A 13,741-nucleotide genomic window follows, 5' to 3' on the forward strand; every position below is an offset into this window, starting at 1 on the left:
CCCGTAACTATAAATGTATTCTCTATTTTTAACCATAGACTGTCTGATTTTCTTTGAATCATATACATTTTCAAAATCAAACCAATATTAAGAAAAATAAAGATGCCTATAATTGTATACTTATATTTCGGTTTTATGGATTTGATAGTAAGATGGGATAACAAATAAGAATATATAATTGCCAAAACCACAACCAGCAATATAATCTCTACGTTTGCCGATATTTGCTCATGAGTTTCCTGAATGTTTGTATTAAAGATAGCTTCTAAAAAGCCCTCACTTATAGAAGTGCCTAAATTTTTAATAGATCCGATTTCTATTGCTGAAAATATAAGAAAAAAGAAACCTACCTTAAAGAAAGTTTTTACTTTGAAGATAGTTAATGGTAGCAGTAGAACTGATGCTGATAAGCATATATATGAAACACTCATTACCAGATTCCCCTTTAAGTCTGTAGAATAAAACAGATAGAACAAATTGGGAATAATAAGAATAAGTATTAAGATACAAAAGATAAGATACTGTTTTATATAGCTTGCTTTTATTTGAAAAAGTCTTTTTGACATCAATTGTTGTTAGAGTTTATTATGGCTTTAATTTGAAAAGAAGTATTGTTCAGGGATATTATATTTGCATCTACTGTAATTTATTAGTAAAAGTAGGAAAATTCTATGTACTGATATTGTTTTTTTAGTAGTGATTACTAATAGGAGTAATCTCTTAAGAAGAAGATATCTTTAAAAGTTGAAAATATAAAGGGACTTGCCACGGTGGGCAAATCCCCATTGTTGAACCTTATGATATGCTACTGGCATATGTAAATATCAATATCTTAACAAGTTAAAGCGATATTTGTTTGAAAGCACTATTACAAAAATCCAAAATAAGATTTCCCTTTCGAATAATTATATTCGTATAATAAATGAGTCTTTTAATCTATACCGAAACGCTTTCTACTAGGAAAAATTATATTTTTCAGTTTCTTATAGGAGAGATACTGGGGTTGACTTTCCAGTGCACAGATAATGAACAGGTTTTTCTGAAGAGTGAATTACCAAAATTTAGTTACGGACGAAAGCGATTGCTAAACGAAATCTTTATACAAGAAGAAAGTCTTTTAACAGAATCTTATATTCAAAAACAAACTATAAATTTTTATTGTTTCGATGGCTATAAACTTCCATTCTCAACCACTGGCGATTTACCGTTCGATATTTTTTCTGCCGCATTTTATTTAATAAGCCGTTACGAAGAATATGTCTCGGAAGAAAAAGATCAATACGGAAGGTTTCACGGGAAACAATCTTTAGCCTATCAATGTGGTTTTCTTAAACGTCCTGTTATAGATGAATGGACTTATATGTTCTTGAAACTATTACGAGAAAGGTATCCATCGCTTGAATATAAAAAACGAAAGTTTAATTTTCAGCCAACGTTAGATATCGACATGCCTTTTTATTTTCGCTCAGAAAGCTGGAATAGAAAAATATTAAAAGCCATAAAATTAAGCCTGAAACTTGACTTTAAATTTTTATTCCGAGACCCGTTTGATGTGTATACTGATGTTAAAAAATGGGACAAAAAATACGGATTGCAAACACGTTACTTTTTGTTGATGGGGAATAAGCATCAATTAGATAATCCAATTCACTTTAATAAAAAACCGTTTGAAAAGCTAATTTCTGAATTGGATCCGGAAAGTTTAGGCTTACATCCTTCGTTTCAGTCAAATCTGGACTCCTCAGAAATAAAGAAAGAAAAACAAGCTTTAGAGTCTATTGTTGGTAAAGTAATTAAGGAATCAAGGCAACATTATTTAATGCTGAATTTACCTGTCACCTATCGGAACCTTTTAGATAATGGAATAGAAGAAGATTATACCATGGCTTTTGCAGATGAGCCTGGTTTTAGAGCAGGAACATGTACGCCTTTTTTTTGGTATGATTTAGGCAGAGAAGAAATTACAGCACTTAAGATATTTCCTACAGTGGTTATGGATCAGACTTTAAAGAGATACCAACAACTGAATGCAGAGCAGGCAAAAATGGAAATTTTTGAGTTGATCCAAAATGTAAAAAAGGTAAACGGGACATTTATCAGTCTGTGGCATAATGAGTCTGTTGGTGATTTTGGACAATGGAAAGACTGGAAAAATGTGTATATTGAGATGTTGGAGTTTGCATGTAAAACAGAAAATAATTAGACCATGTTTGTTCTGGTAAAGGAAAATAACATCGCCAATCATTTTTTGTCTGAGCTAAGAAATATCGAAGTTCAGCAAGACAGCATGCGTTTCCGTAGGAATATGGAACGTATTGGGGAAGTTTTTGCTTATGAGATTAGTAAGACACTGGAATATGAAGAGTTTGAAATAGAAACACCACTGGGAGCCAGCAGTGTAAACATGCTGGCCAATCAGCCTATTCTTGCAACTATCTTAAGAGCAGGTCTACCACTTCATCAGGGATTGCTCAATTATTTTGATCATGCCGACAGCGCCTTTGTTTCAGCATATCGAAAAGTCCGAAAGCAAGGAGGTTTTATCATTAAAACAGAATACGTTTCTTCTCCGGATTTAACAGACAAAATTGTTATTGTTTCTGATCCTATGCTGGCCACAGGTCAAAGTATGGTTTTATCCTGTAAAGAACTTTTAGGTGAATATAAAATTAAAGAGCTACATATCGTTTCTGTAATCGCCAGTCAGGAAGGAATAGCTCATGTCAAAGCCAATCTTCCTCATGCAAAATTATGGATAGGGGACATAGATGAAGAACTGACCTCTAAAGCTTATATCGTTCCAGGCCTGGGCGACGCCGGAGATCTGGCATATGGAGAGAAAATTTAGGATTTAGTGTGGAGGACCCAATATTGAGATTGGAGAATTGCTATGATAATGGAAAGGAAAATTTAAAAGCTATATTTTCGTTTATTTATTAATCTTTGCAGTACAGAACATAAAACAACTGTTCAACTTTTCTCTTTCAGAGAAGGATTGGTGAGGCAAAACATGAAATACAAAAATATATTTTTCGATTTAGACCATACCTTATGGGATTTTGATAAAAACGCAGAAGAAACTATTCATGAGCTATATAGCGTATATCGTTTAAAAGATCTTGGGCTCCATTCTGCAGATTTATTTATAGAAGCTTATACCGTAAATAATCATCAATTATGGAAAGAGTATCATTTGGGAAATATCTCTAAAGATCAACTGAGGGCAACCCGATTTAAGAAAACTTTTATAGAATTAGGAATAGAGGAGCACAAAATTCCACTTGCTTTCGAAGACGATTATGTGAGAGTTTGTCCCACAAAAACAAATCTCTTTCCAGACACACACGAAGTGCTTAGCTATCTTTCTGCTAAATACAATCTACATTTAATATCCAATGGTTTTAAAGAATCTACAGAGTATAAATTAAAAAATACTGAAATAGGAAACTATTTTAAAAATATCATAATTTCTGAAGTTATTGGAATTAATAAACCAGATAAGGCAATTTTTAAACATGCACTCGGTTTAGCTAATGGAATAGTAGAAGAAAGTGTCATGATTGGCGACAGTATAGAAGCAGATATTCGTGGTGCAAAAAAACTCGGAATGGATGCTATTTATTTTAATCCTAACTATCTGGATGTACCGGAAGATATAGAAATCCATATTAATAGTCTGGCAGAACTAAAATCCATGCTGTAATAAACTTCATCTTTACTTAATATTCAGATCATCTTTACTTTCTAAATTGGAAACAAAAGAGGTGAGACAATTACCTTTAAAAGTGATAGCTCATCACCAAATGGTAAAGAATGGTTAAGAAAGAACTGGATATTTTAGTGATATCGGATGTTCATCTCGGAACATACGGGTGTCATGCCAAGGAACTGCTGAATTATCTGAGCAGCGTAAACCCTAAGCAGGTTATCTTAAATGGGGATATTATTGATATGTGGCAATTCAGTAAATCTTATTTTCCTGAATCGCATGTTCAAATCCTTAGAAAAATACTGAAATTTGCATCCGAAGGCATCCCTGTACATTATTTAACAGGAAATCACGATGAGGTTTTACGTAAGTTCGCAGATTCGAGTATGGGAAATTTGCATCTAGCCAATAAGCTTTTACTGGAATTGAACGGAGAAAAAGCATGGTTTTTCCATGGGGATGTTTTTGACGTAACAATGCAACACTCCAAATGGCTGGCAAAACTAGGGGCAATTGGTTACGATTCTTTAATTCTTTTGAACAGTTTAGTGAATTGGCTGTTAGTGAAAATGGGGAAGAAAAAATATAGTTTTTCAAGAAGGATTAAGGCCAGTGTTAAAGAGGCTGTAAAGTTTATCAATAAATTTGAACAGACGGCGTCAGATATTGCTATAGCAAAAGGTTATGATTATGTAATTTGTGGACATATCCATCAGGCAGAAATGAAAGAAGTTTCTAGTACAAATGGTAAAGTAACCTATTTGAATTCCGGAGATTGGGTAGAAAGTCTTACCGCTTTAGAATATCGAAGCGGGGTTTGGAATATTTATACTTATGACGCTAAGGATTTTCATGGACGGCAAGAAGAGCAGGAAAATTTAAAAGATAAAATGGATATTGAAAGTCTGCTGCATAAGCTGATGCACATAGGAAACTAAATATTCTTCTTAAATTTTGATTAGCAAAAAAGGATTTTATAAAATTGCAGAGCCTAAGATAGAAATGAAGATACTTTATGCCATACAAGGTACCGGTAATGGTCACGTAAGCAGAGCGAAAGAAATTATTCCGCTGCTACAAAGATATGGAGAATTGGATATTTTGGTGAGTGGGACGCAGGCAGATGTAGAACTACCACAAAAGTTAGCCTATAAATTTCACGGATTTAGTTATGTTTTTGGTAAAAATGGCGGAATAAACTACTGGAAAACTATCCGACAAATTAATTTAGTGCGGTTTTGGAAAGATATGATGTCTATTCCCTTAGATAAATACGATCTAATCGTTAATGATTTTGAACCACTTACAGCATGGGCTTGTAAGATTAGGAAAAAAGAAAGCGTAGCATTAAGTCATCAGGCATCGTTTATGTCCCAAAAAACACCCCGACCAGAGAAAAAGCGTTTTTTTGCAGAACAGATTCTTAAATATTACGCGCCTGCAACACATCACGTAGGTTTTCACTTTTCAAGTTACGATAAATTCATTCATACACCAGTTATCAGGGGAGAGATAAGAAAACTAAATCCTTACAACAAAGGCCACTATACAGTTTATTTGCCTGCGGTAGATGATAAATTTTTATTAAAGTATTTCCACCAATTGGAACATGTAAAATGGGAGGTTTTCAGCAAGCATCAGAAAACACCTTATAAATACGGTAATGTTTGGGTAAGGCCTATTAACAACGAAACTTATAATAAAAGTTTGGAAAGTTGTGCTGGTTTACTAACGGGCGGAGGTTTCGAAGCCCCGGCCGAGGCGTTGTATTTGGGCAAAAAAGTACTTCTGGTACCTATGTGGGATCAATTTGAACAGGTTTGCAATGCAGAAGCAGCTCATCAGATGGGGATAACGGTAGTAAACAATCTTAAAAAAGACTTCTTTTCGAAACTGGCTAACTGGGTAAACAATGAAGGAGCCATTCATGTAGATTTTCCCGATCATACCTCATCAATTATTTCAGAAGTTGTAACAAAATTTCAGAACAGACATCAAGAGATACTTTTAAATGGTCATTAATATGCTTATTATTGTCCTCTTAAGTATATCACGTCTGCAGCATGATTCAACAGTTTAGAAATCTAAACTTTTTAAATGTTATTCTCCTTTTCTTGGTGATTTATGTCCTGAGACTTGGATTCGTTTTTGATTTCCCCCAAGGCATAAACAGTGGTTTTTCCGAGACAGGAAATCGCTTGTTGTTACAACATCCAGATCAATCCATTTTATCACCACAGGCAAATATATTTTTAGCCGGTGTCGTATTGTTTATTCAAGCATTGCTTTTTAACAGGATTCTGAATGAATATAATATTATTAACAAAGTCACATTTATACCAGCATTAATTTATGTGGTCGTTTCCTCGGTATTCACACCTTTTCTTTTTCTTTCGCCCCCATTAATCTGCAATTTCTTCCTGCTGTTCCTGCTGTTTAGAATTTTAGCATCCTATAAAGATAGTAGTCAGATCTCAACAATGTTCGATCTGGGTATGGTAACAGCCATTGCCACAGTGATTTATTTCCCCTTTGTATTATTTTTACTTACACTTTGGATTGCCTTAATCATTTTCAGGCCATTCAACTGGCGGGAGTGGGGTGCTGTTTTAATTGGATATCTGGTCATTATATTCTTTTTAGCTGTTTATTATTTCTGGAACAATCAATTATCAAATTTCATAGCCATATGGAAACCCTTAACAGAAGTATTGCCTGTTTTTGTTAAGGTGCAGCCTTTAGATTACATCGTGTTATTTCCAATAGCTGCGGGGCTTATTTTAGGAACAATACAATTACGGGAAAATTTCTTCAAAAGTTATATACAAGTGAGAAAGACATTTATTTTCCTGTTTAATCTGTTCATAATTGGCGTATTGGCTTTTTATTTAAAATCGGATTTTAGATTAAATCATTTTTTAGTTTGTGTAATTCCTATAGCCACAATACTTTCTTACTATTTCGTTACGGCAAGTAAAAGGTGGTTTTATGAAACCTTATTCTTATTAACGTTGGTGTTTATCATATACTTTCAGTTTATATAACTCTATGCTTTAACTTTTTTTAACGCTTACAATATAAAAAGCATTTAAAAGTTTAATAGTTTTGTTGATAGGGCATATTGGAACCAAAAACTGTTTAATGAGTAATCTGGTAATTGATATAGGTAATACATTCACAAAAGCGTTAGTTTTTTCCGATGACCAAATTATTTATAGTGAACGTAAAGTCAGTTTTTCGATCGTTGAACTAGAAAAATTAATAAAAGAATATCAGGTACAAAAGATAATTGTTTCGTCTGTTAGAGAAGAATTTGATATTGAAACAAATCAGATTGCCGAAGTGCCGGTGATTTATTTTAATTATAAAACCAATATCCCTGTTTTGAATCAGTATAAAACACCGAATACTCTGGGAGTAGATAGATTGGCGGGAGTTATCGGGGCTAAACAAATTTATCCGAGCAAGGCTGTATTGGTTATTGATTTTGGAAGTTGCATTACTTTTGATTTTGTAAATGCAGGAAGTGAATATTTTGGAGGGGCCATATCTCCAGGTCTGAAAATGCGTTTTAAAGCTATGCATCAATTTACAGGAAAACTTCCCGAAATTGATAATTACGAATCAACTCAGAAATTTGATTCTTTGTTTGGAACAGACACTACAGAGGCATTACAAGCCGGTGTGGTGAATGGCATTTTGTTTGAAGTGGAGGGCTACATTAAACAATATAACGAAAATAATATCGATTTAAAAGTGATACTTTGCGGTGGTGATGCATCATTTTTTGATACTAGATTGAAAAATAGCATCTTTGCGCACCAAATCTTAATGGAACCCAATCTGGTTCCAATAGGATTAAATACAGTTGTTAGATATCAAGATGATAAGAAAAACTAAGAAATACATTTTGGCAATTGCGTTGCTTGCTACCTCGTGGAGTAGCGTAAAAGCTCAAGGAACTATAAATTCTCCTTATTCTAAGTTTGGAGTAGGAAATCTGCAGGGAACTTATCTCCCTCAAAATACTTCTATGGGAAACCTGGCATATGGAATAAGTACAACCGGAGTATACAACAATATCAATATAGCAAATCCTGCATCATATTCTCAAATAAGGCTTACCGCCTTTGATGTTGGTATAGGAGGAAATATCCAGACTTTAAAGAGAGACAATCTTAGTGAGAATAGCTTTAATGCGAACTTATCTCATTTGGCAATTGCTATTCCAGTGTCCAAAAAATCGGCTTTAAGTTTCGGTATACTGCCTTATAGTGTTTTAGGATATTCGTTTAGACAAAGTGTTGATGTTGGGCAAGAAACTACTTCGGGAGATGCTATTATTGCTGATCATGTATATAAAGGCGAAGGAGGTTTGTCCAGAGCTTATATAGGTTATGGTTTTGGAGTAGGGAAGAATTTTAATTTTGGCTTTAATGCGTCCTACATTTTTGGAAATCTTAAAGAATCCACAGCTATAGAATACCATGGTAGATATATTGGCTTCTACAATTCAAAAAAAGATATTAATAATAGTATTGGTGGTTTAGTTTTCGATTTAGGATTTCAATACGTGGCCCCTATTGGAGAGAAATCCAGATTAACAATAGGTTACACAACAGGTCTGAAATCTAAGCTGAATAATAATTATAACACATTGACAAGCGAATATGTGGTAACCAGCAGTTCGGATTACAGAACAGACACTGTACGATATGTTGAAGACAATGAGCATAAGGTTAATTTGCCAATGAATCATAATTTTGGAATAAGTTTTGGAAAAGTAAATAAATGGTTAATTGGTGCTGATTTTAGAATGGCAGACTGGTCTGATTTCAGACTAACCAATGCTCCGGAAAATTTGGGCAAAACGATGGGGTTTTCTTTTGGCGGGCAGATTGTTCCAAATATAAACGCGGTAACAAATTATCTGGCTTTAATAGACTATCGTTTAGGAGTTAATTATGATAAAACCTACGTTAAAGTAAACGGAACAGACATTGATAAGAAAAGTATAGGATTCGGTATGGGGTTTCCGTTAGTTGCTTCAACCAATAGGTCTGCTTTTTATAAGATCAACTTTGCTGCAGAGATTGGTCAAAGAGGTGTTTTAAAACCAGGTCTGGTTAAAGAGAATTTTTATAATTTCTCGCTTGGATTTACCATTAACGACAGATGGTTCCAAAAATATAAGTACGACTAATTATGTTTAGACTTTTAAGGTTTTTTGGAACGGGATTATGCTTATATGCAATAGCGGCATGTGGAAGTGGCGACCTTAAAAAAGTAGAACAAATAAATCTGCAGAGCGAAATTCAGGTAGATACAACAAAAGGCGCCGAAATCGTATATAGCGACTCAGCGAAGGTAAAAGCCAAGCTAAAAGCTCCTGTCTTATTGTATTTCAAAGCCAAAAATCCTTATTACGAAATGCCTGAGGGTATAGATGTTGTCTTTTATGACGATAATTTAAAGCCAAGCAGTACAGTTGTTTCGGATTATGCACTAAGGAAAGAAAACGAAAAAACCGTAGAGTTGAGGAAAAATGTTGTAGCAAAGAATGCAGAAGGAAAAACATTTAAGTCAGAAGAACTGATTTGGGACGAGAATACAAAGAAATTTTATTCAAATACGCTGGTAACTATTGTGACAGACCAGGCAACCATCTCGGGAACCAGTTTTTGGGCTTTAGAAGATTTTAGTTATTACGAAATAAAACAGGGAGCAGGACCAATACAGTTTAATACAGATATAGACAGCGCAGGAGGCAATTAAGACGTCTTTTAAAAGCTTTCTATCCACTTAGAGATCTGTAAGTTAAATTTGCAGTTAAGTTTTAAAATGTACTTTTAACTTTCAACTTTGATTTTGTATCTTGCGCCCTCTAAAAATAAAAATAGAAGAATCATATGGGAATTATGAGTTTTTTGCGTAACCGGGCTGGAGCTATCATTATTATAGCTATCGGTTTAGCAATTGTAGCGTTTCTTTTAAGTGATGCCATCCGAAGCGGAAGTGGTTTTATCGCAGATGCCAACGGTAAAATAGGAGAAGTAGATGGTGAAGAAATATCTTACCAGGATTTTAATGCCAGAGTAGACCAAAACTCGCAACAATTTAGAGCGCAAATGGGTAATTTAAATCCTCAAATGCAATCTTACATTGTAGAAAATACCTGGAATCAGATGACTTCTAGTATTATTTTAGAAAAGCAAACAGAAAAATTAGGATTAACTGTAGGCAATACAGAGTTGTTTGATTTGATGTTTGATAATCCGTCTCCGCAGATGCAGCAAATTTTTGCAGATCCGCAAACTGGAGCCTTCAATCGGGCAAATGCTATTTCGTCCAGAAAAAGTGCTGATACCGAGCCTACCGGACAATTGAAAGCACAGTGGGTTTCTCTGGAGGAAAGCATCTTACACGAGCGTAGCAATCAAAAATATCTTGCGCTAATAAGAAATGGTATTTATGCGAATTCATTAGATGCAAAAGATGAATATACCAATAAAAACAGGTTGGTTAACTTCGATTATCTGGTATTGGATTTTGCTTCTGTAAAAGACGCAGATGTGAAGTTGACTGATGCGGATTATAAAGAATATTACGAGAAAAATAAATACAGATTTAAAAATCAAACTGAAACCAGAACATTCGAATATGTAGTTTTCGATGCTTCTCCTTCAAAACAAGATACAATTGAAGCTAAAGCTAAAATTGACAAAATTGCAGAAGGTTTAAGAACAACAGATAATGATTCTTTGTATGTAAGCATCAATGCAGATACAAAAGAGCCAATCGTTTACCAGAAGAAGGGAACTCTTGAGCCAGCTTTGGATTCAGTAATGTTTAACGCTTCTAAAGGTTTTGTTTTTGGTCCGTATATCTCTAACGGAGCTTATAAGGTAGCCAAATTAGTAGATGCAAGAATAAGTCCCGACTCTGTTAAAGCCCGTCATATCTTAATTAACCCTGCAACCGAGGGTGGTGTAGACAAAGCGAAGGCAAAAGCAGACTCTATTAAAAATCTAATCCAAAAAGGTGCAGGTTTTGCAGAACTAGCCAAAGAGTTTGGAACAGATGGCTCTAAAGATTCTGGTGGTGATTTAGGAACTTTCGCTCGTGGCGCAATGGTACCTAAATTCGAAGAAGCTGTATTTAATGGGTCTGTTGGACAAATATTTACTCTCGAGACCCAGTTTGGTGTTCACGTAATTGAAATCCAAAAGCAAATAGGTTCTTCAAAAGTTGTTAAAGTTGCAGTTGTAGATAAACAAATAGCACCTAGTTCCCAAACAGAACAAGCAGCGTATCAGAAAGCACAGTCGTTTATTGCAGGTGTTAAAAATCAAAAAGAATTTGAGGAAATAGCACAAAAACAAGGGGCGGTTAAACTTGTAGCAGATGATGTAACTCCATTGCAAGGTGGTCTGCCAGGATTAGATGATGCTAGAAGTATTGTACGTTGGGCGTACCAGGCAGATAAAGGAGATATTTCTAATGAAATATTTACTGTAGGAAGCAAGTATGTAGTTGCCGTTTTAACAGAGATTAAGCCAGAAGGTACTTTGTCACTAGAGCAAGTAAAGAAAACTATCGAGCCTTCTGTTGTTAATCTTGTAAAAGGAAGAATGTTGAAGGAAAAAGCAGATAAAGCATTAGCCGGTGCTTCAAATCTTGCTCAGGTAGCTCAGAAATTGGGGGTTTCTACCTCTAATGTAGAGAATATTGTTTTTGCAAACCCTATTATTCCCGGATATTCACAAGAAAATAAAGTTGTTGGAGCGATCTTTGGCTCTCAGCTAAATAAAATTTCTAAATCTATTGTAGGAGACAGAGGGGTTTATGTTTATTCCGTAAAAGCATTTACAGAACCGGCACCTTTTACTAATGCAGCTAAGACAAAAGAGACTCTTGCTCAAAATCTGTCAACTCAGGCAGATGGAGCAGTATTTCAAGTATTAAAAGAGAAATCAAAAATTAAGGATTTAAGAGCTAAGTTTTATTAGTGTATAAATTTAATAAAATTATGACCGGAGTCTGGTAAAACCAAACTCCGGTTTTTTTATTTTAGTATATTATGGACATTCAAGAAAACATTGTAAATAAAGTAGCACAAAGCGGGTTGGTTTCCTATGATCTCGCTTCTATCAGGCCAGATGGAGAACGGGTGCTATATGATATAAAAGATAACCTATTTCATGGGCTAATGCTTAAAGAAAAAGATTTTAGAACTTTTGTCAAAGATCATGATTGGTCTCAATATCAGGATAAGCATATAGCTATCATTTGTTCTACAGATGCCATTGTACCAACATGGGCCTACATGTTATTGGCTACTAAGTTTTCAGAATATGCACAAACCGTTTATTTTGGAGATTTAGATGAGTTAGAAAATTTTTTATTTAGCCAGGCAATCAATAACTTAGACATCGAACAATTTAGAGATCAAAAAATTGTTATAAAAGGATGTGGAGATATATTTGTTCCTACATCAGCATTTGTGTCACTTACAGCAAAGCTGAAACCCGTTGTTAAAAGTGTAATGTACGGCGAGCCTTGTTCTACAGTACCATTATTTAAGCGTAAAGATTGATTTTGGTTTATTTTTTGTATAAGTTTAGTTTATGAAGAAATCGTTTTTTTTAATTTCCCTCGCGTTGGTGCTTATTGCATGTTTTAATGGTTTCTCCCAATCTTTGCCTTATATAAAAAGCTCATCATTCGAAACAGGTGAAACCCTCAAGTATAAATTAAAATATGGTTTTATAACTGCTGCAGAAGCAACCCTGCAAGTGCTGGATACAGATATTAAATACAATGGTAAACCCACTTATCATTTATTAGCGCAGGGAAAAACCAATGGTACTTTCGACATATTTTTTAAAGTAAGAAATAAATATGAGTCTTATATAGATAAAACTACATATGTACCCTATTTATATGCAGAAGATATCAGAGAAGATAATTATAGAAGAACGGATAAGGTTCGTTTTTACCAAAATGAAAAAAAGATTGTAGGTAGCAAAGGAAGCTTTACATCGCCTGTAAGCCAAACTTTCGATTTAGTTTCGGCATATTATTTTGCCCGTAATTTAGATCTGTCAGGTGTAAGAATTGGAGATAAATTTACATTAAGATACTTCCTGAAAGATGAGGTGACACCGCTGACTATAGAGTATATAGGGAAAGAAATTGTAAAGACTAGTCAGGGGAAAGTAAACTGTTTAAAGTTTAGCCCCTCTATTTCCCCAGGCCGCATTTTTCGAAAAAACAGCAGACTTTATTTGTGGATAACGGATGATGAAAATAGAATACCGGTAAAAGCACAAGGTGACGTCATTGTTGGAAGTATAACAATGGAACTAGCGAGCGTAAGCGGGCTAAAAGAACCACTAAAAATTATAAAATAGATTTTTTATTTTTGTTGATTATAAAACAATTATAAACTAATTCCTTGGTTCGAGAATACAGAGAAATCGGAATGATAGATTTACCCTCTGAGTATCAACGGCAGAAAGAAGAAATTGATGTTGCGATACAAGAGGTTTTACATCGTGGTGATTTTATCAAAGGCAAATCCGTTCAGGAATTTGAGCAAAAATTTGCTGAATATTTAGGCGTAACTTCTGTAATCTCCTGTGGAAATGGTACCGATGCTATTCAGATAGCGCTTATGGCGTTGGGAATAGGTAAAGGTGATGAAGTAATATTGCCAGCCTTCAGCTATGCAGCAGCTATAGAAATGGTCATGCTGCTTGGTGCAACTCCCGTTTTAGTAGATGTAGATCCTGTCTATTTTCAAATTAATACTACATGTTTACAGGAGTTGGTTACCTCCAATACAAAAGCTATTATAGCGGTTCATTTATATGGGCAGTGTGCAGATTTGAACAATATTTCCGCCTTTGCAAAGGCCAATAACCTGTTTTTAATAGAAGACTGCGCACAATCTACAGGTGCAGCTTTTAAAGGGCAGCAATTGGGACCTTTTGGGGATATAGCCTGTACCTCTTTTTTCCCTACAAAGAA

The 13,741-nt window shown here is 34.6% G+C and carries 14 protein-coding genes; 13 read left to right on the forward strand and 1 reads right to left on the reverse strand.

Features of this window, described 5'->3' with window-relative positions:
• On the reverse strand, positions 1–431 hold a 431-nt coding region (locus ABWO41_RS08325; RefSeq protein WP_353136316.1), incomplete at its 3' end, for a phosphoethanolamine transferase domain-containing protein.
• A 491-nt stretch (positions 432–922) separates the two neighbouring features.
• Here ABWO41_RS08325 and ABWO41_RS08330 point away from each other — a divergent pair.
• From ABWO41_RS08330 to ABWO41_RS08390, 13 genes are all read left to right on the forward strand, one after another.
• A complete protein-coding gene (locus tag ABWO41_RS08330) occupies positions 923–2,203 on the forward strand; it encodes a polysaccharide deacetylase family protein (RefSeq protein ID WP_353136319.1) in 1,281 nt (426 codons plus the stop codon).
• 3 nt (positions 2,204–2,206) lie between these two features.
• Positions 2,207–2,848, forward strand: a complete 642-nt coding sequence (upp, locus tag ABWO41_RS08335) for a uracil phosphoribosyltransferase (protein ID WP_353136322.1) — start codon at positions 2,207–2,209, stop codon at positions 2,846–2,848.
• A gap of 162 nt (positions 2,849–3,010) precedes the next feature.
• Entirely contained in the window at positions 3,011–3,703 is a 693-nt protein-coding gene (locus ABWO41_RS08340; RefSeq protein WP_353136325.1) for a YjjG family noncanonical pyrimidine nucleotidase, read from the forward strand.
• Between the two features lie 110 nt (positions 3,704–3,813).
• Complete coding sequence (locus ABWO41_RS08345) at positions 3,814–4,647, forward strand: UDP-2,3-diacylglucosamine diphosphatase (protein ID WP_353136328.1); 834 nt, start codon at positions 3,814–3,816, stop codon at positions 4,645–4,647.
• A 16-nt stretch (positions 4,648–4,663) separates the two neighbouring features.
• Positions 4,664–5,731: a glycosyltransferase family protein gene (locus ABWO41_RS08350; RefSeq protein ID WP_353136331.1), complete on the forward strand. Its 1,068-nt coding sequence runs from the start codon at positions 4,664–4,666 to the stop codon at positions 5,729–5,731.
• Between the two features lie 41 nt (positions 5,732–5,772).
• Positions 5,773–6,753 carry a DUF6427 family protein gene (locus ABWO41_RS08355; RefSeq protein WP_353136334.1) on the forward strand — a complete coding sequence of 327 codons (981 nt, stop codon included), beginning with the start codon at positions 5,773–5,775 and terminating at the stop codon, positions 6,751–6,753.
• A 97-nt stretch (positions 6,754–6,850) separates the two neighbouring features.
• Entirely contained in the window at positions 6,851–7,609 is a 759-nt protein-coding gene (locus ABWO41_RS08360) for a type III pantothenate kinase (RefSeq protein WP_353136337.1), read from the forward strand.
• Complete coding sequence (gene bamG, locus ABWO41_RS08365) at positions 7,593–8,912, forward strand: BamG family beta-barrel-assembly machinery protein (protein WP_353136340.1); 1,320 nt, start codon at positions 7,593–7,595, stop codon at positions 8,910–8,912. The genes ABWO41_RS08360 and bamG overlap by 17 nt, the downstream gene beginning before the upstream one ends.
• 2 nt (positions 8,913–8,914) lie before the next feature.
• Positions 8,915–9,484 (forward strand): LPS export ABC transporter periplasmic protein LptC, encoded by a 570-nt coding sequence (gene lptC, locus ABWO41_RS08370; RefSeq protein ID WP_353136343.1) that lies wholly within the window; start codon positions 8,915–8,917, stop codon positions 9,482–9,484.
• A gap of 134 nt (positions 9,485–9,618) precedes the next feature.
• Complete coding sequence (locus tag ABWO41_RS08375; RefSeq protein ID WP_353136346.1) at positions 9,619–11,718, forward strand: peptidylprolyl isomerase; 2,100 nt, start codon at positions 9,619–9,621, stop codon at positions 11,716–11,718.
• Positions 11,719–11,789: 71 nt separating this feature from the next.
• On the forward strand, positions 11,790–12,305 hold the full coding sequence (locus ABWO41_RS08380; RefSeq protein WP_353136349.1) for a DUF2480 family protein: 516 nt from the start codon (positions 11,790–11,792) through the stop codon (positions 12,303–12,305).
• Positions 12,306–12,336: 31 nt separating this feature from the next.
• Positions 12,337–13,122 carry a DUF3108 domain-containing protein gene (locus ABWO41_RS08385; protein WP_353136352.1) on the forward strand — a complete coding sequence of 262 codons (786 nt, stop codon included), beginning with the start codon at positions 12,337–12,339 and terminating at the stop codon, positions 13,120–13,122.
• A gap of 71 nt (positions 13,123–13,193) precedes the next feature.
• The coding region (locus ABWO41_RS08390) for a DegT/DnrJ/EryC1/StrS family aminotransferase (protein ID WP_353136355.1) at positions 13,194–13,741 on the forward strand (548 nt) is incomplete at its 3' end.

It is taken from the genome of Pseudopedobacter sp. (assembly GCF_040392825.1).
Classification (GTDB): Bacteria; Bacteroidota; Bacteroidia; order Sphingobacteriales; family Sphingobacteriaceae; genus Pseudopedobacter.

What these genes read in the sequence shown, in the direction of transcription:
- ABWO41_RS08330 (WP_353136319.1), top strand. Translation starts at nt 923, where the DNA reads ATGAGTCTTTTAATCTATACCGAAACGCTTTCTACTAGGAAAAATTAT.
- upp (WP_353136322.1), top strand. Translation starts at nt 2,207, where the DNA reads ATGTTTGTTCTGGTAAAGGAAAATAACATCGCCAATCATTTTTTGTCT.
- ABWO41_RS08340 (WP_353136325.1), top strand. Translation starts at nt 3,011, where the DNA reads ATGAAATACAAAAATATATTTTTCGATTTAGACCATACCTTATGGGAT.
- ABWO41_RS08345 (WP_353136328.1), top strand. Translation starts at nt 3,814, where the DNA reads ATGGTTAAGAAAGAACTGGATATTTTAGTGATATCGGATGTTCATCTC.
- ABWO41_RS08355 (WP_353136334.1), top strand. Translation starts at nt 5,773, where the DNA reads ATGATTCAACAGTTTAGAAATCTAAACTTTTTAAATGTTATTCTCCTT.
- ABWO41_RS08360 (WP_353136337.1), top strand. Translation starts at nt 6,851, where the DNA reads ATGAGTAATCTGGTAATTGATATAGGTAATACATTCACAAAAGCGTTA.
- bamG (WP_353136340.1), top strand. Translation starts at nt 7,593, where the DNA reads ATGATAAGAAAAACTAAGAAATACATTTTGGCAATTGCGTTGCTTGCT.
- lptC (WP_353136343.1), top strand. Translation starts at nt 8,915, where the DNA reads ATGTTTAGACTTTTAAGGTTTTTTGGAACGGGATTATGCTTATATGCA.
- ABWO41_RS08375 (WP_353136346.1), top strand. Translation starts at nt 9,619, where the DNA reads ATGGGAATTATGAGTTTTTTGCGTAACCGGGCTGGAGCTATCATTATT.
- ABWO41_RS08380 (WP_353136349.1), top strand. Translation starts at nt 11,790, where the DNA reads ATGGACATTCAAGAAAACATTGTAAATAAAGTAGCACAAAGCGGGTTG.
- ABWO41_RS08385 (WP_353136352.1), top strand. Translation starts at nt 12,337, where the DNA reads ATGAAGAAATCGTTTTTTTTAATTTCCCTCGCGTTGGTGCTTATTGCA.